Source organism: Dietzia sp. IN118, assembly GCF_032905965.1.
Lineage (GTDB): Bacteria > Actinomycetota > Actinomycetes > Mycobacteriales > Mycobacteriaceae > Dietzia > Dietzia kunjamensis.
This window is the reverse complement of record NZ_JAUMSR010000001.1, coordinates 196,607-218,412: the sequence shown is the minus strand read 5'-3', so window position 1 is coordinate 218,412 and position 21,806 is coordinate 196,607. Positions and strand designations below refer to the sequence as shown.

Here is a 21,806-nt window from a genome sequence, read left to right as displayed (position 1 = left end):
CGGCCCAGGACCCACACCGCCGGGCCCTGGCGGGCGTCACGCGTCGCGCCCCTGCTGACGTTCCCGCATCAGACGGGCGATCAGGTCGGAGGCGGGGATCTTCCCCTCCTCGGTGGTGTCGGGCTCCTCGTCGTACTCGGGGTCACGGACCGGCTCGAGCTCCGCCTCCGGCTCGAGCTCCGGCTCGGCCCCGGGCTCGCGGTCGAGCACGGCCACGGCGGTGGCGGGTCCGGCGACCTCTGTCCGTCCGGCGCCCGCGGAATCCGCGGAGACCCCGGAGTCCGCGGCGGGGACCGGCTCGGCCGCGCCGGTGGTGGCGGGTCGGCCGGTGAGCAGCTCGGGCTCGTCGTCGATCTCCGCCTCGCCGAGGCCGATCCGTTCCTGGACGCGCTTCATCCACCCGGGCGCCCACCAGTTGTCGGTGCCGAGCATCTGCATGACCGCCGGCACGAGCAGCATGCGGATCACGGTGGCGTCGATGATGAGCGCGGCGATCATGCCGAACGCGATGTACTTCATCATCACGATCTCGGAGAACGCGAACGCGCCGGTCACCACGATGAGGATGAGCGCGGCCGAGGTGATGATCCGGCCGGTGTTGGCCACTCCGCTGCGGATGGCCTCCGTCGTCCGAGCGCCCCGCGAGCGTGCTTCGACCATCCGCGAGACCAGGAACACCTCGTAGTCCGTGGACAGCCCGTAGATGATCGCCATGAGCAGCACCACGACCGGCGAGGTGAGCGGGCCGGCCGTGAACCCGAGCAACCCGGACAGGTGCCCGTCGACGAAGATCCAGGTGAGGATACCGAGGGTGGCACCGAGGCCGAGCAGGTTCATGATCGCGGCCTTGATCGGCAGCACCAGCGACCCGAACGCGAGGAACATGAGGAGCGTGGTCGCCAGTAGGACGTACAGCACGAACCACGGCAGACCGTCGACCAGGGCCTCGACCGAATCGCGCTCCATGGCCGGGTTGCCGCCGACGTACACCTCGGTGTCCGCGGGGATCGGGAAGGACTGCAGGTACTCGACGGTCTCGGCGGCGTCGTTCCGGTCGATCACGCCGGTCTGCAACACCACCACGTCGCGCCCCTGCGCGTCCTGCTCGCCCGAGCGGGCGAACTGGAACGGACCGGTCAGACCCGGCGCCTCGTTGGCCGCCGAGCGGATCTGCGACAGGGTCGCCCCGTCGGAGCCGATCACCACGAGCTTGACCGGGTCGGTGCGGGTGCCGGGGAAGTTCTCGTCGTACTGCTCCTGCGCGACGCGGGTGGTGTTGTCCGGCGGGAGGTAGGTCTCGTTGATGCCGCCGAACTTCACGCCGGAGAACGGGATAATGAGCGCGACCAGCACCACGACGACGGGGATGGCCACAGCCACCGGGCGCTTCATGGAGAAGTCGGCGACGCGACCGAACAGGCCGTTCTCCACCTGCTCGCGCGAGCGGTGACGCTGCAGTCGCTTGATGCCGAGCATGTCGATGCGGTGGCCGAGCAGCATCAGCACGGCCGGCAGGAGCGTCACCGACAGTGCGGCGGCGAGGATGACGGCGGCGATCGCGCCGTAGGCGACGGACTTGAGGAACGCCTGCGGGAAGATGAGCAGCCCGGACAGGGTCACGCCCACCATGACCGCGGAGAACACCACGGTCCGTCCGGCGGTGGCCACCGCCCGGCGCACCGCCGCGTCCGGTGGGTAGCCCTCGGCCATCTCCTCCCGGAACCGGCTCACGACGAACAGGCCGTAGTCGATCGCCAGGCCGAGGCCGATCAGAGTCACCACGTTCTGGGCGAAGGAGTTCACCGGGGTGACCAGCGACAGCAGGTGCAACGCCCCGAGCGAACCGAGGATCGTGAGCACGCCCACCGCGACCGGCATGAACGCGGCCACGACACCGCCGAACACCACGATCAGCAGCAGGAACACCAGCGGCAGCGCGATGATTTCGGCGCGGACCAGGTCGGCGTCCATCCCGTCCTGCAGCGCACCGGCGACCGCCTGCACACCCGCGACGTCGGTCTGGATGCCGTCGATGGCGATCCCGTCCTCGATCACCCGGAAGTTCTCGAGGATCTCCTCGTCCTCGCCGGCGATCTGGATGGAGGCCACGACGATGCCCTCGTCCCTGTTGACCAGGGCCGGGGACTGGTTGAACACGAAGCTGGTGACGCCGGTGACCTCGTCCGGGTGCTCGGTGCGGATCGACTCGAGCGAGGCGCGGATCGGGTCCTGGAAGGCGGGATCGTCGACCGAGGTGCCCTCGGGTGCGTGGTACGACACCACGACGTCGCCGAGCGCGTCGCGTCCGTACGCCTCCTGCTCGAGCCGTTCGGCGGTCGCCCACCCGCTGTCGGGGTCCTCGAACCCGCCCTGACCGAACGGGTTGCCGAACGCGGTTCCGGCGAGGCTGATGAACGCCATGACGAGAACCGAGCACACCAGGACCAGCACGCGGCGGTGGGCGACGAACCGCCCGAGTGAGTTGAACACCGGGGAACTCCTAGCGCGAGGTGAGCAGGGCCGTGAGCGGCCGCAGCGGCTGCAGCCAGGCACCCTCGTCGGGCAGGTTCTCGAGGCTGACCCGGGGCAGCGGCTCGCGGAACACACCGGGGATGTCCTCGAGGTCGAGGAACGTGATGGTGTCGTGCTGGACGGCCCAGGTGGCGTGCTCGCGGAACCCGATCACCGTGACCGGGATGTCGTGGGCGAGGTCCTCCAGCGGTTCGCGGAACGCCTGACCGTCGGCCGACGCCACCACCACGCCCGCGAGGCGGCCGGAGCCGGCCCGCAGGTCGATGTGCTGGAGCATGTCCTCGTCGACGTCGGAGTCGTCGCTGGTCTTGGGCTTGGCGAACACGGCGAAGCCGACGTTGCGCAGCGCCTCGACCCACGGCCGGACGTTGTCCGAGGTGCCCTGGACGATGTTGGTGAAGACCGTCGCCTCGGCCTCGAGGGTGTCCTCGGTCTGCAGGGACAGGTCGGCGGTGTACCCGAGCAGCCACCGGCCGAGCGCGTCGAAGCGCGGCCGGTAGATCGCGGTGGGGCGGCCACCCAGGATGGACCCCAGCCCCATGTCGACGTTGGGCGCGTCCCACACCAGGAGCACCACTCCCGGGGCGTCGGGCGTGACCACGTCCGTCGTGTCGTGGTTGCGCATCTCGTCAGGTGGGGTCATCGCGTCCGCCTCGGTCGTCGTCGTTCGGGGGCTGTGGAGAAGGGCGTCAGTTCGTACGACGCCAGAGGAATTCGTTGATCACTCGCTCCTCCTGCAGCCCCTTGCCCTCGAACTTCGTCACGGGTCTGTCAAGACTGAACGGTACGTGCCCGAGGTCGGTCGCGGGGTCCAGCCGTCTCAGCGCGGGCTCGGCGTCGCCGGTCTCGCCGATCCACTCGGCGTAGTCGGCGTGGTCCGTGGCCACGTGCAACACGCCGCCGGGCGCCAGGCGTGAGGCGATGAGCTCGAAGGTGCCGGACTGCAGCAGCCGCCGCTTGTGGTGGCGGGCCTTGGGCCAGGGGTCGGGGAAGAACACGCGGACCCCGGTCAGGCTCGCCGGCGCGATCATGTTGGTGAGCACGTCCACGCCGTCGCCGCGGATCATGCGCACGTTCTCGAGCCCCTCGCGCAGGACCATGCCCAGCAGCTGGGCCAGTCCGGGCTGGTAGACCTCCACGGCGATCACGTCGACGTCCGGCTCGGCGGCGGCCATCGCGGCGGTCGAGGTCCCGGTCCCGGACCCGATCTCCACGATCAACGGTGCGCGGCGCCCGAACATCTGCTCCGGGTCCACGATCTCGTCGGAGACGTTGCGCCCGTAGGTGGGCCAGTGTGCCTCCCAGTTGCGCTGCTGGCCCGGCCGCAGGGTTCCGCGCCGGAACCGGTAGGCCGTCACCCGGGGGAACAGGCGGGCGCTGTCGTCGGGAGTGGCACCGTCGTCCGGAGTGGCACCGTCGTCGGGAGTGACACCGTCGTCCGGGGTCCCGTCAGCCGCCGGGGCGGGGTTCTCGCTCTGGTTCACCCGGCCATCATCCCGTAATCCGTGGTCGGGTTACGAATCCGACCGACGTCCCCGCCCGTGCCGCGGGGCCGCTCGCCGCGCCGCGCGGGTGACCCTGCCTGGGGGAAGGTCTTGCCGCGGGCAGGTCCCCACGTCACGATTATCGCGTGCCGACCGTGACCCACGACACCGAGCCCCAGGCCCCGGTGCGACCCGAGAGCCCGGATCCCGCCGTGCGCGTCCGACGCCTGCTCTCCTCCGCCCGGGAACGCTCCGGACGGTCGGTCGACCCCGCCGTCGGCCCTGTCGAGTACGACCCTGGTGCGTACGGCCCGGTGGAGGAGGCCCTCGCGCGTTTCGACGCGCCCGTCGACATCCGGATCCGCGGCGGCCTGGGGTCGGGGCGCCGCACCCTGGCCGCGGCGCTGCGGGCGCGGCGCGGGTGGCGGGCGCAGGTCGACGACCTCGACGTGCTCGCCGCTCCCGGCGCGCCGGCCACGACGACGCCCGATGTGGAGATCGTGTGCCTGCGCACCGCCCCCTGCCGCCACGAGGAGGCGTGGGTGCGGCGCCCGCGCCGGCACGCCCTGTTGGTGGTGGCCACGGGTGTCGGTGGCGGGGGCGCCGACGGTGGCACCGACGGCGGCGAATCCGACGACGACGAGGTCCTGCCGCGGTGGGCCCGTGGGCTGCCCGCCGTGGATGCGCGCGAGCCGGGGCACCGGTCAGTTGACGGCGTCGTGTCCTTCCTCGAGCGCGCCCTGGACGCCCTGGCGACGGTCCGGGTGGCCCGTCTCGAGGCGGAACTGGAACGCCTCGCGGTCCACGACGAGGTGGGCGACCTCGCGGAGGCCGCCCTCTGCGTCCTCGCGGGATCGGGCCCGTCGTGACCGCCGCACCCGCACCGCTCCGTGACTCTCCGCCCCGTGACTCTCCGCCCCGTGACTCTCCGCCCCGTGACTCTCCGCCCCGCGACTCCCCACCCCGTGACCTGACGATCGCGGTCCTGGGCGCACGGGACTCCGCCGCGCCCGCCGTCGCCGAGGCGCTGACCTCGGCCGCGGGCCCGGCCGTCGATGGCGGGGCCCGGATCCGTGTGCTCGTCGACGCGGCACCCGAGGACCGGCCGGACGCCGCTGTCCTCGTCGTCGACGCCGTCTGTCCGGTGCGCCCCGACGACGTCGAGGTCGCGCGCGGCGTCGCCTCCCGACTGCCGATGGCGGTCGCCCTGGCCGGGCGCGCCGGCCAGTGCACGGCCGAGGGCTTGTCGGAGACGGTCGACGTCACCACCCGGCGACTGGCCGAGGTGGGCGTGACGGCGCCGGTCCACGTGGTCGACGCCAGTCGCCCCGGGGCCCCGGCCGCCCTGCTCGCCGCCGTCGCCGCCCTCGTCTCCAGCGGCCGCCGTCCGCCCACCGCGCGCCCCGGCCCCGGCGGAGCGCCGCCACCGGATCCGGCCGTCGCGACCGTCGACTGGCTCCTCGCCCGTCGCACCGAGGCCATCACCACCCGTTCTCAGGCGCTGCGGCAGGACGTCCAGGCGCTGCGCATGCAGGTCATCCAGGATCTCCACCGATCGGTGCGCGACCTCGGTGGGCGGGCGCGCGAGGAGCTCGCCGCGGCCCCCCGCTCCCGAGTCGACGCGCTGGTCCACCAGCTCGCCGCCGATGCCGACTCCGCGGTGGCGGGCACCATCGCCCGCGCAGACCTCCGCGCCGACGCCCTCGTGGCCCGGCATCTCGGCGCCGCCGCGCCGGCGGGTCCCCGCATCCCCCCGCCCACCAGCGGCATCGCCCCGGGTCGACCGCCGCGCAACACGGGCGAGGAACTGCTCGTCATGATCATGGGCGCCGCCGGCGGGACCGGGGTGGGACGCATGCTGCTGTCCCCGCTCGCCGAGATCCCCGGCGTCGCGGCGGTGGTCATCCCGCTCGCCCTCCTGTGCGGGCTGGTGCTGGGGTGGATCACCGTCACCGTCCGCCGCACGCAGGCGCTGCGCACCCACACCGTCGCGGCCGTGGCCGACAGGCTCGCGGCGCTGCGGGCCGATGCCGAGCAGTCACTCGGCTCGAGGATCCTCGCCGCGGAGGCCACCATCACCGACGGCTTCGCCCACGATCCCGGCCCCCGGGTCGCCGACCTCGAACGCCGCATCCGAGCCACCCGCGCGGGACAGACCGCCCCGCCGGCCCCCACGACAGGGAGTCCCTCATGACCGATCCGCTGTTCGGTGCGGACTCCTTCGATCACCACCCGGCGCCCGACGTGTGCGGCCTCCAGGACGCCCCGCTGGCCGAACCCTCGTCGCTGGGACTGCACGTGCCCGTGGGCGAGGACGTCCTCGACCTCGGCTCCCCCGAGGCGGACCTCGACGGGGACGGCTTCATGGAGGCGGTCACCCTCGGCGACGATCGGGGGCTGACCGTGTACACCGACGCCGACGGTGACGGGACCGTCGACCACGTCTCGACCGTGCGGTTCGACGGCAGCTACGACTCATGGCGGCTGGCGAACCCCGCGGAGGGCGTGCCCTTCGGGGGATTCACGAACGAGGCTCGCGGGGACACGACCGGCGACTTCCCGTCGCCCGCCCGGTGGGAACGCATCGACCACGGCCACATCTGACCGGCGACCTGAGGAATCCCTCATGTCCGGGTGTGCAAAGGGGGCTGCGACTGAGCAGTCGACAACGCTTGACGATACTCTGTGACTAACACCATGCACCACGCGCGAGGAGCTGTGATGACCACCACCACCATTCCCGGCCTCGAGGGTCAGGCACCAACCGATCACGCGGAGTTGCTCGCGTGGATCGCCGAGGTCGCCGAGCTCACCCAGCCGGACCGGGTCGTCTTCGCCGACGGCTCCGACGCTGAGTGGGATCGCCTCACGACCGAGATGGTGGAGGCCGGGACCTTCGTCAAGCTCAACGAGGAGAAGAAGCCGAACTCCTTCCTGGCCCAGTCGGACCCGAAGGACGTCGCCCGCGTCGAGTCGCGGACCTTCATCTGCTCGGAGACCGAGGAGGGCGCCGGCCCCACCAACAACTGGCGCGACCCGGCCGAGATGCGCGAGCACATGACCGGACTGTTCCGCGGCAGCATGCGGGGCCGCACGATGTACGTCGTGCCGTACTGCATGGGCCCGCTGGAGGCGGAGGACCCCAAGCTCGGCATCGAGCTGACCGACTCGGCGTACGTGGTGGTCTCGATGAAGATCATGACCCGCATGGGCTCGGCGGCCCTGGCGAAGATCGGCACGGACGGCGAGTACGTCAAGGGCCTGCACTCCGTGGGTGCCCCGCTCGCCGAGGGCGAGCAGGACGTGCCCTGGCCGTGCAACGAGGAGAAGTACATCACCCACTTCCCCGAGACCCGCGAGATCTGGTCGTTCGGGTCCGGCTACGGCGGAAACGCCCTGCTGGGCAAGAAGTGCTTCGCGCTGCGCATCGCCTCCGCCATGGCCCGCGACGAGGGCTGGATGGCCGAGCACATGCTCATCCTCAAGCTCATCTCCCCCGCCGACGAGGTCCACTTCATCGCCGCGGCCTTCCCGTCCGCCTGCGGCAAGACCAACCTCGCGATGCTGCAGCCCACCATCGAGGGCTGGCGCGCGGAGGTCGTGGGTGACGACATCGCGTGGATGCGCTTCGGCGCCGACGGCCGGCTCTACGCCGTCAACCCGGAGTACGGCTTCTTCGGCGTCGCCCCGGGCACCAACTACTCGTCCAACCCCAACGCCATGAAGACGCTGGAGCCGGGCAACGCCATCTACACCAACGTGGCGCTGACCGACGACGGTGACGTGTGGTGGGAGGACCTCGAGGGCACCCCGGACCACCTCATCGACTGGCTGGGCAACGACTGGACCCCGGAGGGCGACGGCAAGGCCGGCAACGCCGCGCACCCCAACTCGCGCTACTGCGTCCCGATCAACCAGTGCCCGGTCACCGCGCCGGAGTTCAACTCGCCCGAGGGCGTGCCGATCTCGGCCATCCTCTTCGGCGGTCGCCGCGCCGACACGGTCCCGCTGGTCAGCGAGGCCTACTCGTGGAACCACGGCGTGTACATCGGCGCGACCCTGTCCTCCGGGCAGACCGCTGCCGCGGAGGGGCAGGTCGGCGCGGTGCGTCGCGACCCCATGGCCATGCTGCCGTTCGTGGGCTACAACGTCGGCGAGTACTTCCAGCACTGGGTCGACATGGGCGCCCGGGGCGGCGACAAGATGCCCAAGATCTTCCTCGTCAACTGGTTCCGCAAGGGCGCCGACGGCCGCTTCGTGTGGCCCGGCTTCGGCGAGAACAGCCGCGTGCTCAAGTGGGTCGTGGACCGCATCGAGGGTCGCGTGGAGGGTGACGAGACCGCCGCCGGCATCACCGCCCGCGCCGCGGACATCGACATGACCGGCCTGGACACCCCGATCGAGGACGTCGAGGCCGCCCTGGCCGTCGACCCCGAGGAGTGGCGCCGCGAGCTGCCGCTCATCACCGAGTGGCTCGAGTTCTGCGGACCCAAGGTCCCGGCCGAGGTCCACGAGCAGTTCGCCGCCCTCAAGGAGCGGCTCGGCTGACACCGGCACCTGCACGGAAAGACCCACGCGGACGGGCCACACCATTCCCCGGTGTGGCCCGTCCGCCTCTACAATCTGGGCGAAGCCCTGTACTACTGCCCTTGTTGATGTCACAGTTACTGGCTGTGCGGGCAACAGCGTTCCCGCCCGGAAGGAGGGGCATGAGAGCCAGCGTGATCGGCCTCATCGCGCTTCCCATCGTGGCGAGCGGCGTCGCAGCAGCCGCCGTGGCCGGTTTCGGGCTCCCCGCCCCGACGTCCGTTCCTGCCGGGCCGACCGCCACCGCCGGGATCACCGGCGAGTCGACGGACGCGTCCCCGGCCGTCGACGAGGAGTACGCGGGCACCGCCATCGAGGGGATCAAGCCGTTCCTCACGGTGATCGACGGCAGGTCGGCCCTGCCCGTACCGGAGCCGATCCCGTCGTTCCTCTCGCTGTTGACGGTGCCCTCCGTGCCGCTGGCACCGCTTCCCCCGCAGGTCGACGGCCGGGTTGCTCCCGCGGACACCGTCGGTCCGCGCGCCGGGCAGGGCCCGGACCGGGTCCGGGACGACCTCGTGCCCCGCGACCCCACGACGGGCCCCGGTCCCGGCTCCGGGGCGGACGACCAGCCGGTGACCTTCGAACCCCACTCCGAGGGCGGGGTCGATCGAGGCGACACGCCTGACGACCGCGGGCCGGGCGGCCGTCCCGCCGTACCGGCGCCCGATGCCGGTCGGCCTCCCGTGTCCGTTCCCGGACCGCCCGCAGCAGGTGGCCCGCTGCCCGGGCCCCCGCCCCACGCCGGAGAGACCGGCCGACCGGCCCATGCCGACGAGACCGGGCCTCCCCCACACGCGGGTCGGTCGCCCGCCGGCGGCGCTCCGGTGCTCGGCCGACCTCCCGTGGGGGACCGTGCCGCGAGCGGGCCGGTGACGACCTCGCAGGGGGCGGGCACGACGGAGGCGGGCACGACGGAGGCGAGCCCGACGGTGTCCAGCCCGAGAGCGTCCGGCGACGACCACCCGATGCCGAGGTGAACGCCTCGATACGGACGTCGGCCCCGATCCGTTGGTGGCACTCCGCCCGGCTCCGCATCACCCTCGGCATCACGTTGATCACCGCCGCCGTGTTCGCGGCGATGATGGTGTTCACGTTCCAGCTGCTGAACCTCAGCACCGAACGGGTGATGGACTCGCGGCTCAACCGGGAGGCCGCCGACTTCACGACCTTCATGACGGCCGGGATCCTGCCGTCCTTCGAGTCGGAGAACCCCACGGTCGAGCAATTGATCCGGGCGTACCTCGCCCAGCAGTACCCGTCCTCGGAGCTGCTGCTGGTCGGGACGGCCACCGAGTCGGGCACCCAGTTCACGCTCTCCCGGTACGGGCCCGAGGAGGACCAGCTCTTCCCGCCGGCGATACGCTCACAGATCCAACGGATCGGCCTGGTCTCCACCGAGAGTTCGGGGATCCTCGACGGCTCGGTGCGGTGGCGCAAGACCACGGTCGAGAGCCCCGCCGGGCTGGCCAACATCGTCGTCGCCGTCAACGACCGGGGCACCCACCAGGAGACACGGCGCGTCGTGTTCTACATGCGCTGGGCCAGCGCCGGAGGCATGGTCGTCAGTGCGGTACTCGCGTGGTGGATCGCCGGGCGGATGCTCGTGCCGGTGCGCCGTATCCGCGAGGCCGCCGAGACCATCTCCGCCGCCGACCTGTCGAGGCGCGTCCCCTCCGACGGACCCGACGAGATCGTCTCACTCGCCGACACGGTCAACGCCATGCTCGAACGCGTCGAGGAGGCCTACCGGACCCAGCGGGAGTTCCTCGACGATGCCGGGCACGAACTGCGGACGCCCCTGACCGTCGTGCAGGGCAACCTCGACCTCATGCCCGACGACCCCGACGGGCGTGCCGAGGCCACCCGCCTCATGCAGGACGAGCTGTCGCGGATGACCCGCATCGTGGAGGACCTGCTCACCCTCGCCAGGGCCGACCGTCCCGACTTCCTCCGGACCGTCCCGACCGACGTCGCCGAACTCGTGCTGGACGTCGAGGCGAAGATCGACGTGATCGCCGACCGTGACTGGCGGGTGCTCCCCTACGCCGAGGGCGTGGCCCGACTCGACCAGCACCGCATCACGCAGGCACTCATGCAGTTCTGCTCCAATGCCGTCCGCTTCACCGGCCCCGGCGACACCATCGAGATCGGGTGCCGGATCATCGAGCCGGGGGATCCCACCGTGCCCGACGGGTTCGCCGCGGGGCCCGTCGCCCCGTCGCCCAAGCGGGAGGACTACCGCCGACGGCTCCTGTGGTGGGTCCGCGACAGCGGACCGGGGATCCCGCCCGGGGAAGAGGAGAGCATCTTCCAGCGTTTCCACACCGCGCGCGGCCAGCTCCGCGACGGCCGGGGCGGCACCGGCCTCGGTCTGGCCATCGTCTCCACCATCGCCAAGGCGCACGGGGGACGTGCGTTCGCGTTCAACGCCGAGGGCGGGGGCGCGGTGTTCTGCATCGTCGTCCCCCTCATCGCACCACCACCGGAAAAGCGGCCCCGCAACGACGGGGACGCCGAGCCGGTCGCGTCGGGCGACAGCGGTACGCGCTGATCCCGCGCACGTCCCGGACGAAACCGCGGACACGGGACCGGGCAGCGTCCAACTAATGTCTTCCCGTGGGATACTCCGGGTTCGAGAAGGAGGGTTGCATGACGAATGTTCTCGTCGTGGAGGATGACGATCTCATCCGATCGGTGTTGGTGAAGGCACTCGGCGGCGCGGAGTACACCGCACTCGAGGCCGTGGACGGGGAGAGCGCCCAGGCGATCCTGTCGACGATCTCCGACATCGACCTGATGTTGCTCGACATCGGCCTGCCGGACACCGACGGGCTGACCCTCCTCCGCGAGGCCCGCGACCGCGGGTTCGCCGCACCCGTCATCATCCTCACGGCCCGCGACAGTGTGGCGAACACCGTCGAGGGGCTGGAGTCCGGCGCGAACGACTACATGGTCAAGCCCTTCCGCGTGCCCGAGTTGCTCGCCCGCATCCGTCTGCGGCTGCGCGAGTACGAGGCCACCGAGGACCCGGGCATCCTCGAGCACGCGGGCATGCGCCTGGACATCCGCACCCGCCGCGTCGAGGTGGACGGCCGGATCCAGGAGCTGACCAACCGCGAGTACTCGCTGCTCGAGATGCTGCTGCGCAACAAGGGCGAGACCATCAGTCGCGAGCAGCTGCTCGAGAGCGTGTGGGGCATGGACTTCGACCCGGGCTCCAACATCGTCAACGTCTACATCCGTTCCCTGCGTCGCAAGATCGGCGAGAACAAGGTGCAGACCGTCCGCGGCGTCGGTTACCGCGTGGAGTGACACCCGGCCGGTCGGCGCCGCGCCGACGCGTCCGATGTGTGAAGACCCCCGGCCGAGGCCGGGGGTCTTCACATCTGTCGAGGTCTCAGCCCTCGCCGGGCTCCCAACCGAACGGCATGAGCACACTCTGCAGCTCGCAGAAGGCCTCGAGCCCCTCGGGGCCGTTCTCGCGACCCAGGCCCGAGTTCTTGAACCCCCCGAAGGGCGCGCTCGGGTCGAAGGCGTACCAGTTGATGCCCATTGTGCCGGTGCGCACCCGCTGGGCCACGGCGAGCGCGGCATCCGGGTCTGCGGAGTACACGGCCCCGGCCAGGCCGTACTCGGAGTCGTTGGCGATCTGCACTGCCTCGTCGACCGTGTCGTAGGCGATGACCTGCAGGACCGGCCCGAAGATCTCCTCCTGGGCGATGGTCATCGAGTTGTCGACGTCCCGGAAGACGGTCGGCTGCACGTAGGCACCCTCGGCGACACCCTCGGGCAGTCCCTCGACCGTGCCGCCCCCGTAGGCGATGGTCGCGCCCTCCTCGACGCCCTTGCGGATGTAGCCCTCGACGGACGCCTTCTGCTTGTGGTTGGCCAGCGGGCCGAAGGCGGTGCCGTCGTCGGCCGGGTCACCCACGGGCATGGCCTTGACGTTCTCCACCAGCGCCTCGACGACCTCGTCGTACCTCGACCGCGGCGCGAGGATGCGGTTCTGGGACACGCACGCCTGCCCGGAGTTCATCAGGGCGGAGAAGACCATGGTGCCGGCGTTGGCGGCGATGTCGGCGTCCTCGAGCACGATGGCGGCGCTCTTGCCCCCCAGCTCCAGCGAGCAGCGCGTGAGGCTCTGGGCGGCGATCCCGGCGATGTGCTTGCCGACCCCGGTGGAGCCGGTGAACGAGATCTTGTCGACGTCCGCGTGCGAGACGAGGTGGTCGCCCACGGAGCTGGGGCCGGTCACCACGGACAGCACGCCCTCGGGCAGCCCGGCCTCACGGAACAGGTCGGCCAGCCACAGCGCGGACAGCGGCGTGGCCGAGGACGGCTTGAGGATCACCGAACTGCCGGACAGCAGTGCGGGCGCCAGTTTGGCGGTGTTGAGGTAGAGCGGGACGTTCCACGCGGTGATGGCGGCGACGACGCCGACGGGGTGGCGGGTGATGACCGACGCGCCGAAGTCCCCGTGCCGCACCTCGGACCACGGGAAGGTCTCGGCCAGGCGGGCGTAGTACCGCAGCACGCCGAGGGTCGGCGTCACCTGGATCATGGCGGCGGTGCCGGGCGGGGTGCCCATCTCGTCGGAGAGGATCTGGCACACCTCGGCCTGACGCTCCTCGAGCATGTCGGCCACGCGGGCCAGCAGGGCGCCGCGCTCGGCGGGCGGGGTGGAGCGCCACACGCCGGACTCGAACGAGTCGCGCGCCTGGCTGATCATCTCGTCCAGGTCCTCGGTGGTGGTCTCGGCGACCCGACCCACGACCGCATTGGTGGCGGGCGAGGTCACCTCGAGGACGCCGGTGGTGATGGGATCGGTCCAGCGGGTGCCGGAGAAGAGCTTGTCATGGACGACGACCACGGGGACCTCCGGGAGGTAGTAAACAAGAACGTGTTCCACCTCACTGTAGCGAGTCCACGGCGCCCCGTGGGGCAGCTACCCGGCCCGCATCACCAGCACGAGGTTGGACACCAGGACCTCCCTGACCAGTGGCACGCGCACCAGCCCCCACGCCCACCGTGGGTGGTAGCGCGGGAACGCCGCGACCAGTTCGGCCGATCCGGTGTCGCGTGCCCAGTCGAGCCCCTCGGCGCAGCCCACCTCGAACAGGGACTCGCCGTAGACGTTCTTGGGCGGCCGGCCGTGGCGACGCTCGTACATCCGCCGCGCCCGCTCGCCACCGAGGTAGTGGGTGGGTCCCATCTCGTGGCCGCCGAAGGGTCCGTACCAGAGCGTGTAGGAGACGACGACGAGGCCGCCCGGTCGCGTGACCCGACACATCTCCTCGGCCATCGTCCAGGGCTCGGGGACGTGTTCGGCCACATTGGAGGAGATGCACACGTCGACGCAGTCCGATCGAATCGGCAGCGACATCCCGCTGCCGCGGATCGAGCCCGCCTGGTCCAGGCCCGCCGCCGACATCTCCCCCACGTCCGGTTCGACGGACACGTACCGCGCCCCCTCGGCGGCGTAGGCGTCGGAGAAGTAACCCGGCCCGCCGCCGACGTCCAGCACCGTCAGCCCCGGGAGGCGGCCGGTGTCGGACCCGGGGCCCCGCCCGGCCGGCCGGTCACCGGCGCGCTCCCACAGGTCCGCCACCAGTTCGACGGTGTCGCGGGCCAGACCGGAGTAGAAGACGTCCGGGTCGGACTGCTCGAGCGGGAACGAACGCAGCAATCCGAGCGACCGACCGAGGGTGGCGCGGCGGGCCACCGAGCGCAGGGCGGGCGAGCGGTGGACGGGATCGGTGATCACGGCGGTGACGATACCGGCGGCAGCGTTGACCACCCCGTCGGCGGTCCCGACGCCCGCGTACAGTGTCCGCGTGGCTCGTATCCTGCTGCTGTGCTGGCGCGACAGCACCCATCCCCAGGGCGGCGGCAGCGAACGCTACCTCGAGCACGTCGCCGAGGGCCTCGCCGGCGCCGGGCACACCGTCGTCTACCGGACCTCGCGCTCGCCGGGCGCGGCCCGCTCCGCCACCACCGGGGCCGGGGTGCGGTTCAGCCGGGCCGGTGGGCGGTTCACCGTCTATCCGCGCGCGCTGCTGGCGATCCTGTTCGGCAGGATCGGACTGGGGCCACTCGGTGTCCTGCGGCGGCCCGACGTCGTCGTCGACACCCAGAACGGCGTCCCCTTCTTCTCCCGCCTCGCCACCACCGCGCCCGTCGTGGTGCTGGTCCACCACATCCACCGTGAACAGTGGCCGGTGGCCGGGTGGCTGGTCGCGCGGATCGGCTGGTGGATCGAGTCGTGGCTGTCCCCGCGCGTGCACTCGCGCAGTCAGTACGTGACCGTGTCGCTCCCCTCGGCGGACGAACTCGCCGGGCTCGGCGTGGACCCCGCGCGCATCGCCGTGGTGCGCAACGGACTCGACCCGCTCCCGGCGGACGTCGAGCCGGGCGGGCCGGCCGCTCGAGAGGGCCCCAGCCCTGACACCGATACCGCCGCCCCGCGGCTAATCGTGCTGTCCCGGCTGGTGCCGCACAAGCACGTCGAGGACGCCCTCGACGTGGTCGCCACCCTGCGCGCGAGCAGGCCCGGCCTGGTGCTGGACGTCATCGGCAGCGGCTGGTGGTCCGACCGCCTCCGTGGGTACGCCGCCGAGCGCGGGCTCCTCGACCCGGACGGCCCGGACACCGGCGCGGTCCGGTTCCACGGGCACGTCGACGAGTCCACCAAGCACCGCCTCCTCGCCGGGGCCACACTGCACCTCATGCCCTCCCGCAAGGAGGGCTGGGGCCTGGCGGTGTCCGAGGCCGCCCAGCACGGGGTGCCCACCGTCGGCTACCACCACGCCGCGGGACTACGGGACTCGATCGACGACGGCGAGACGGGCCTCCTCGTGGACGATGTCGCGGCCATGACCCTGGCCACCGATCGCCTCCTGGCGGACCCCGACCTGCGGGGACGCATGGGTGAGGCCGCCCGCCGCAAGGCTGCGGGACTGTCCTGGCCCGCCACCGGAGCGGCGATGGCGCAGGTCCTCCGGGCGGTCACCGAGGGCCGGCGCGTGAGCGGTGTGATCAGCGGCCGGGCCGGCTGACCGGACCTCCCGCGGCGTACGCGTCCCGGCGCGCCGTGGTGGTCGAGGCAGAGACCCCGGCGACGGCCATGGCAACGACCAGGGCGAGGACCAGCGTGAGCAGCCACAGCGCGTGCGCCGCCAGCACCCATCCGCGGGCCGACGCCGGAGCGGCGGGCTCGGCGGTGGCCTCCCATCGGGCATCCGCCCCACCCGGCCCGTTCGGCGCGGCCAGCTCGTGCAGGACGAGTTCGGAGCCGGTGAACCTCGTCGTCGTCGACTCCTGCGGTGTCCCGGCCAGCGTCTGAGCCGCCCGCCCGCGCGGGCCGGCGGACGTGCGCTCGTCGAGCACCCACCGCACCCCCAGCCCTGCCAGGACGCTCGGATCGTCCCCTCGCAGCAGCGCCTCGGTGGCCCGCCTCGCGCGATCACCCTCGCCCGGCACCGCGGCCGCGTCGTCGCCGGCCGCCCCGCCGACGACCAGGTCTCCGGGCACCAGCACGCGGGTGTCGAGCAGTCGGGGCGCCGGATCGAGCACCGCCGCGCCGCCCGCCCACAACGGCGTCGAGCGGAAGGACCCCGCCGGCAGGACCAGCAGGTCACCGGGCCTCCCGTCGACGATCCGCGCCACCTGCTCCCAGTCCTGGCCGTAGGTGACCGGCCGCAGCTGGTCCCACAGGGCGCGCGGGGCGTCGGGGACGGCGGCGACGGCCACCGCCGTGAGCAGCAGGCCCGCCCCGGCCGGTCGGAGTCGCCCGGCCAGCTCGCGGGCGGCGAAGGCGAGCGCCAGCACGGTCGCCGGGAGCGCCAGTGCGACGAACTTCTGGGTGTCGCGCAGCAGACCCGCGCCGGGGACCGCGGCGACGACGGTCTCCAGCGCGGCCAGGCCCGGCCCCGTCGCGGCGGCCGCCACCAGCAGCCACGTCCCGACCGCCAGCGGTACCGTCGCCCGCACCACCGGATCGCGGCGCGCCCGCCACACCCCGCGCGCCGCCACCGCCCACACGACGAGCAGCAGCACGAGCGCCAGGGCCGCCCACCACGTTGACCGCGACGGCGGCACCGCCTCCGAGTTCCAGATTCCGCCCAGGGCGACCACGGACCCGAAGGTGCCGATGCCGGGCTCGGCGCGGGCGGCGAACGCGCTCACGCCCGTGCCGGCGGTCGGCGCGGTGCCGGTCCCGGCCGGGGCGAGCGCGGTTGCGAGCAGCCACGGCAGCGCGGTCACCACGGCCGTGGCGACCAACGCCAGCGCTGCACAGGCGCGCCGGCCCGGCCGCGCGGCGGAACCGGCGCCGGCACTATCACCGGCGCTGTCACCGCCACCCGCACCGCCGCTGACCAGGGACACCGCCGCGGCGACGACCGCGAGGACCCAGCCCGTCGGCGTGAGCCCCGCCGCGGCCAGCGCCGCGCACGCCGCCGCCACCCGGCGCCGACCGGGCGCGCCACCGAGGGCGCCGGAGGAGGTCAACAACACCGGCATCGACATCACCGCCGCCGTCCCGGCCAGCACGGACCAGTGCCCCTGCAGCAGCCGCTCCACCACGAACGGGTTCCACACCGCCCCCACCACGGCGGGCAGGCGCAGCCAGAGCCCGGACAGCCCCGCGGCCGCGTCGCCGGGCAGGACCCGGCGCACCAGCGCCCCCGCCGCCACCGCCAACCAGATGCAGAACACGGCGGTGAGAACGCCGGTCAGCGGCCACACCGGCAACCCCACCGCCTGCAGCGCGCGGGTCGCCCACACCACCGCCACGTCCTGGGGCACCGCCCGCGCCGCCGACTCCCCCAGCCCGAGCGCGGCGTCCGACAGGGGCGGTGTCGGCGTGGCCACCCAGTCCCTGAGCAGGGGGAACCCGGGCCGCGCCACCCCCGCCAGCAGCAGGGCGGTCACCACCGCCCCCACGGCCGCGTCCACCGCAGCGTCCCTCCCGGTGGATCGCAAGGTCACGCGACGGGGACCGACAGCGGACGACATGCGCTCATTCCACCACGCCCGCGCGCGGGGCCGGCCGCCACCGCGCGGCCGCGCCACCGGCGGCCAGCCACCGGGCCACCGCGGCTGCCCCCTACGATTCCCGGTGTGGACCATCAGGCGCGCGAGGCGGCACCCGGCACCGCCACCAGGCGCTTCCTGACCGGCGCGGGGGCGGTGACGGCCGGGTCGATGCTGGCCAACATCGCCGCCTACCTGCTGCACCTACCGGCCTCCCGGTGGCTGGGGCCCGAGGGCTACGGCGCCTTCGCCGCCCTGCTGTCCGCGCAGCTGCTGGTCGCCGTTCCGTCACTGGCGTTGCAGGCGGTCGTTGCCCGCGACCACGTGCGCGGAGTACCGGACGGGGTCCTGCGCTCGCTCGGCAGACGGGTCGCGCTCCTGGTCGCGGTGGTCGCCGCACTGGCGGTCGTCCCGGTGTCGCTGCTGCTGGACACCCCCGTCCTGGCCACCGCCGCCGCGCTGGCCCCCGGCCCGGTGCTCTGTCTGCTCACCACCGAACAGGGCGTGCTGCAGGGCGCCGAACGGTTCCGCGCCCTCGGAGGAGTGCTCGCCCTGGCCGGCGCCGGCAAGGTGGTGCCGGCCGTCGCGGTCCTCGCCGCGGGCGGGGGCGTGGGGCTCGCGCTCGCGGCCGGGGCCGTCGGCGTGACGGTGGCCTGGCTGGTGGCGGGGTGGATCTCGACACTCGGGCCCGGGGCGTGGCGACCGCCGACCGGGACCTCCTCGCCCTCACCCGGCGTCGCGGCGGTGCTCGCGGCCGGTCAGGTGCAGCTCGTGATGATGGCCCTGACCTCCGTCGACCTGCTCCTCGCACGTGCCCTGCTGTCCCCGGGGGACGCCGGCCGCTACGCGCTCGGGGCGGTCGCCGCCAAGGCCGCGTTCTGGCTGCCCCAGGCCGTGGGCACCGTCCTCTACCCGCGGATGGCCGATCCGGCCGGGCACCGGGGCGCGGTCCGTTCCGCGGTGGGCGTCCTGCTGGGCATCGGTGCCGTCGTCGAGATCGGTGCCGCCGCGGCCGCCCCGCTCGTGCCGGTGGTCGTCGGCGAGGCCTACCGGCCCGTCGCCGGACTGCTGTGGGCGTTCGCCGCCCTGGGCGTGACACTGAGCGTGCTGCAGGCGTTCCTGCTGGCGAGCATCGCCTCCGACCGGACGGTGGAGGCCGTGATCGCCTGGTGCGGGCTGGTGCTCACCGCCGTCGCGGTGTGGCTCGCGCCCCGCGGCGTCGAGGGCGTCCTGGGCGCGACACTCGTCGCGGTCGCCCTCACCACGGTCGCCGCAGGCTGGCGGGCGCTGCGCGTGCGCCCCGCCTGAGGCGAGGGCGCCGAAGCGGGCCGCGCCCTCGAGCCGAGCCACGTCGCCTATCCGTTGGCGACTCACCTACGGGATCCGCTAGGTGGCGCGTGATCCGATGGGCGAAGCGGCCGGCGGAGCGGCCGGCGGAGCGGGATCGTCGAGGCCGGCCTCGGGTTCGCAGCGCCCGATCCGAGGGACAGATCGCGGGAGCGGGGCGGCTTGGTGTCCCCGACGGTCGCGCGGCGGTCGCGGGGTCTGACAGGTCAGGCGCGGGTCCGGGTGGTCCGTCCGCCGGTGCCGCCGCGGCTCCCGCGCAGGCCCAGCACTATGCCACCGATCAGCGAGAGCAGGCCGAGGATGCCCAGCACCGCCGGGACGATACGACCGAACGTGTTGAGCGTGTCCGCGCTGTCCTGCGCCGCGGCCAGAGTGCTCTCCTGGGTCTCGTCGTTCCATCCGGACTGGAAGCGGACGGCCGTGCGGGTCGGCTCGGCTTTCTCCTCCTCCAGGCGGGCCTTGTCGGAGAAGAAGGCGTCGGCCTCGGCCTGGTCCTCGGCGAAGAACTGGAAGATGTCCTCCTTGCCGTTGATGATCTGGCCGGTCGCCGGGTTCACGTACACCGTGCGGGTGTTGGTGTAGAAGCGCCGCATGTCGACCTCGCGCTTGGGGTCGCCCTCGAGGCCCCACTGGCCGGCGGTCATGCCCTCGCGGCGGTAGCTGGCCAGGACCGACTCCACGGCGGGGTCGTAGCCGTCGGAGATCGAGGCGAAGTGGTCGCGGATCGAGGACCACATGTCGATCGGGCCGAGGTCCTGGGTGAACTCGTAGGCCTCGATCCCACCGACGGACGTCTCGCCGACGAACTCGATCGGGTTGGTGGTGAACGTGCTGGCGTCGAAGTAGTCGTAGGCCCGCTGCTCGGTGTCGAACGGGAACTTGTACTGCAGACCCTCGCGGACGAAGCCCGTGGGGGCGGTGTCGTCGGCGCCGCCGGCGACGACCTGCAGGGTGCTGGTGGCCTCGTCGACCGGCTGCGCCGTGACGCGGTCCAGCGTGATGCGGTCGACGGTGGCGTTGATCAGGGACTCGACCTCGTCGCCGCCCGCGATGTCCTCGCGCAGCAACGACTGGGCGGCCTGCAGGGTGATGACGTCGGCGTCCGACGGCTCGACGGCCATCACCCGACGCTGCGAGTACAGGGGGATGTCGTTGTCGATGAAGCACGAGACGGGGAACTGCACCTCGGAGTCGTCGGCCTCGGCGCCGTCCTGGGTCTCGACCGCCTCACCCTCGGGCGCGTCGCCCTCTCCCTCGTCCCCGGACGCGGCCTCGGCCTCGGCCCCATCCTCGGGGCGGCACTCGGGCCGGTCCGCGTTGAGCTCGGTGGGTGCGTTGCCCGCCAGTGCCCTGCCCACGAGGACCGCCCCCGGCGCGACCTCGGTGACGGTCGTCGAATTGATGTCCAGCGGGGTCTTCTTCTGCGCCGGCACCACGAAGAACACGAGCGCCAGTGCGATAGTGATCAAGAATGCGCCGAGCCCGACGAGGACCAGCGCGGGCACCGACGACCTCCGTCCCGCGGAACTGCTCTGTCGTGCCATCGGTTGTCCTCCTGGAGTCGCGCCCTCGGTCCGTGGTCACGCCCGGGTAACGTCCCCGGGCCGGCTGCCAGACCGGACCATCATCTGGAGAAGATTAACAGTGATGAAGAACGCATTTGGCACCCCCGACCACCGAGTCGGGACACTGCCCTCCGCGACGGGCTTCGTGCCGGCGCTCGAGGGGCTCCGGGCGGTCGCCGCGTTCGCTGTACTCACCACCCATGTCGCGTTCCAGACCGGGGCCTCGACGGGGTCGTTCCTCAACCGCGTCTGGGGCCGCTTCGACCTGTCCGTGGCCGTGTTCTTCGCGCTCTCGGGCTTCCTGCTGTGGCGCGCGCACGCCCTGCACGCACGCCGGGGAGGCACGGGGACCGCACGGCCCGCCCGCGACTATCTGCGCTCCCGACTCGTCCGGATTATGCCCGCGTATCTCGTCCTGGTGTCCGCGGTGTTCCTGCTGATCCCCCGGAACGCAGGGAGCTCCGCCAGCACATGGACGTCCAACCTGACGCTCACCCAGGTGTACGTCCCGGACTCCCTCGTCGAGGGGCTCACGCACGCGTGGTCGCTGTCCGTGGAGATGAGCTTCTATCTGGTGCTGCCGTTGCTGTGGTGGGCGCTCGCGGGCCTGCGCGGGCGGGCGGCGCGGTGGCGCATTCCGGCGATCGCGGTCGTGGGGGTGGCGAGCCTGGGGTGGGCGCTCCTGCCGTGGTACGAGCTGGGTCTGCACGACCGGCTCAACGACCAGATCCTGCCGCCGGCGTTCGCGTCGTGGTTCGCGGCGGGGATGATCCTGGCCGAACTCGCCTGCGCCCCGCCCGGACGGGCGGCGGCGCTGGCCCGCCACCGCCACGCACGGTGGGGGTGGTGGGCGGTCGCGGCCGCGGCGTTCCTGGTGAGCACGGTGCCGCAGTGGTTCACCGAGGGCTTCGTGCATCCGTCGGGCCCCGAGTTCGCGCTCCGCACGGCGCTCGGCGCCGTGGTGGCGTTCTGCCTCCTGGCCCCGGCCGCGCTCGCCCCGGCCGGCGCGTCACCCACCCCCCGCGGAGCGGGCAGAACGACGAGGGCGACCCCCGAGACCGCCGGGGTGCGCCGCAGGACTTCCCCGCCGATGGCGGTGGGCCGGTTTCAGCCGCCGGCGCGCCACCCGACCCCCCCGCGCCCGGCCAGGGACGAGGACGCCCCCTCCGGACGGGAGGAGGGCGGGGAGGGGAAGGGGAGCGGGTGGGGGAGACGTGTCGGTGGGAGCCACGAGTGCCGGAAAACGAAGACAGCG

The 21,806-nt window shown here is 72.7% G+C and carries 17 protein-coding genes; 10 read left to right on the top strand and 7 right to left on the bottom strand.

The window, feature by feature from the left end; translation table 11 throughout:
- Window positions 1-36 precede the first annotated feature (36 nt).
- Genes Q2K20_RS01115 through trmB form a run of 3 tightly spaced genes read right to left on the bottom strand, consistent with a single transcriptional unit; the run spans window position 37 to window position 4,016 of the window.
- Complete coding sequence (locus tag Q2K20_RS01115) at window positions 37-2,490, bottom strand: MMPL family transporter (RefSeq protein ID WP_317176535.1); 2,454 nt, start codon at window positions 2,488-2,490, stop codon at window positions 37-39.
- A 10-nt stretch (window positions 2,491-2,500) separates the two neighbouring features.
- The gene (locus Q2K20_RS01110) at window positions 2,501-3,175 is read right to left on the bottom strand and encodes an NYN domain-containing protein (RefSeq protein WP_096906650.1); all 675 of its coding nucleotides are present in this window, start codon (window positions 3,173-3,175) and stop codon (window positions 2,501-2,503) included.
- Between the two features lie 46 nt (window positions 3,176-3,221).
- On the bottom strand, window positions 3,222-4,016 hold the full coding sequence (trmB, locus tag Q2K20_RS01105; protein ID WP_317176534.1) for a tRNA (guanosine(46)-N7)-methyltransferase TrmB: 795 nt from the start codon (window positions 4,014-4,016) through the stop codon (window positions 3,222-3,224).
- Window positions 4,017-4,171: 155 nt separating this feature from the next.
- Between trmB and Q2K20_RS01100 the strand changes: the two genes are divergently transcribed.
- The 7 genes from Q2K20_RS01100 to Q2K20_RS01070 all read left to right on the top strand — a co-directional run bounded on the left by Q2K20_RS01100 (window position 4,172) and on the right by Q2K20_RS01070 (window position 11,918).
- The gene (locus Q2K20_RS01100; protein WP_317176533.1) at window positions 4,172-4,885 is read left to right on the top strand and encodes a hypothetical protein; all 714 of its coding nucleotides are present in this window, start codon (window positions 4,172-4,174) and stop codon (window positions 4,883-4,885) included.
- Complete coding sequence (locus Q2K20_RS01095) at window positions 4,882-6,210, top strand: hypothetical protein (RefSeq protein ID WP_313315106.1); 1,329 nt, start codon at window positions 4,882-4,884, stop codon at window positions 6,208-6,210. The genes Q2K20_RS01100 and Q2K20_RS01095 overlap by 4 nt, the downstream gene beginning before the upstream one ends.
- Window positions 6,207-6,620 (top strand): DUF6802 family protein, encoded by a 414-nt coding sequence (locus Q2K20_RS01090; RefSeq protein WP_069389409.1) that lies wholly within the window; start codon window positions 6,207-6,209, stop codon window positions 6,618-6,620. The genes Q2K20_RS01095 and Q2K20_RS01090 overlap by 4 nt, the downstream gene beginning before the upstream one ends.
- A 117-nt stretch (window positions 6,621-6,737) precedes the next feature.
- Window positions 6,738-8,564, top strand: a complete 1,827-nt coding sequence (locus tag Q2K20_RS01085) for a phosphoenolpyruvate carboxykinase (GTP) (protein WP_067715963.1) — start codon at window positions 6,738-6,740, stop codon at window positions 8,562-8,564.
- A 161-nt stretch (window positions 8,565-8,725) separates the two neighbouring features.
- Window positions 8,726-9,583 carry a hypothetical protein gene (locus Q2K20_RS01080; RefSeq protein WP_317176532.1) on the top strand — a complete coding sequence of 286 codons (858 nt, stop codon included), beginning with the start codon at window positions 8,726-8,728 and terminating at the stop codon, window positions 9,581-9,583.
- Window positions 9,580-11,157 carry a sensor histidine kinase gene (locus Q2K20_RS01075; RefSeq protein WP_269529049.1) on the top strand — a complete coding sequence of 526 codons (1,578 nt, stop codon included), beginning with the start codon at window positions 9,580-9,582 and terminating at the stop codon, window positions 11,155-11,157. The genes Q2K20_RS01080 and Q2K20_RS01075 overlap by 4 nt, the downstream gene beginning before the upstream one ends.
- Window positions 11,158-11,255: 98 nt before the next feature.
- Window positions 11,256-11,918: a response regulator transcription factor gene (locus tag Q2K20_RS01070; RefSeq protein ID WP_069389041.1), complete on the top strand. Its 663-nt coding sequence runs from the start codon at window positions 11,256-11,258 to the stop codon at window positions 11,916-11,918.
- Window positions 11,919-12,003: 85 nt separating this feature from the next.
- Here Q2K20_RS01070 and Q2K20_RS01065 read toward each other — a convergent pair whose 3' ends face one another.
- Both Q2K20_RS01065 and Q2K20_RS01060 read right to left on the bottom strand, forming a co-directional pair.
- Window positions 12,004-13,476, bottom strand: a complete 1,473-nt coding sequence (locus Q2K20_RS01065; protein WP_069389042.1) for an aldehyde dehydrogenase — start codon at window positions 13,474-13,476, stop codon at window positions 12,004-12,006.
- A 75-nt stretch (window positions 13,477-13,551) separates the two neighbouring features.
- Window positions 13,552-14,370 carry a class I SAM-dependent methyltransferase gene (locus Q2K20_RS01060; protein ID WP_069389040.1) on the bottom strand — a complete coding sequence of 273 codons (819 nt, stop codon included), beginning with the start codon at window positions 14,368-14,370 and terminating at the stop codon, window positions 13,552-13,554.
- A 70-nt stretch (window positions 14,371-14,440) separates the two neighbouring features.
- Here Q2K20_RS01060 and Q2K20_RS01055 point away from each other — a divergent pair, with 70 nt between their 5' ends.
- Window positions 14,441-15,661, top strand: a complete 1,221-nt coding sequence (locus tag Q2K20_RS01055) for a glycosyltransferase family 4 protein (protein WP_317176531.1) — start codon at window positions 14,441-14,443, stop codon at window positions 15,659-15,661.
- Here the strand turns inward: Q2K20_RS01055 and Q2K20_RS01050 are convergent.
- Window positions 15,642-17,621 (bottom strand): hypothetical protein, encoded by a 1,980-nt coding sequence (locus Q2K20_RS01050; protein WP_317176530.1) that lies wholly within the window; start codon window positions 17,619-17,621, stop codon window positions 15,642-15,644. The two genes, Q2K20_RS01055 and Q2K20_RS01050, sit on opposite strands and share 20 nt — an antisense overlap.
- A gap of 105 nt (window positions 17,622-17,726) precedes the next feature.
- Between Q2K20_RS01050 and Q2K20_RS01045 the strand changes: the two genes are divergently transcribed.
- The gene (locus Q2K20_RS01045) at window positions 17,727-18,947 is read left to right on the top strand and encodes a polysaccharide biosynthesis protein (RefSeq protein ID WP_317176529.1); all 1,221 of its coding nucleotides are present in this window, start codon (window positions 17,727-17,729) and stop codon (window positions 18,945-18,947) included.
- Between the two features lie 245 nt (window positions 18,948-19,192).
- Here the strand turns inward: Q2K20_RS01045 and Q2K20_RS01040 are convergent, their stop codons facing one another.
- On the bottom strand, window positions 19,193-20,530 hold the full coding sequence (locus Q2K20_RS01040; RefSeq protein WP_269504456.1) for a DUF3068 domain-containing protein: 1,338 nt from the start codon (window positions 20,528-20,530) through the stop codon (window positions 19,193-19,195).
- A 103-nt stretch (window positions 20,531-20,633) separates the two neighbouring features.
- On the opposite strand from Q2K20_RS01040, the gene Q2K20_RS01035 reads away from it, so the two are divergent.
- Window positions 20,634-21,806: acyltransferase (locus Q2K20_RS01035; protein WP_317176528.1), on the top strand; the 1,173-nt coding region annotated here is incomplete at its 3' end.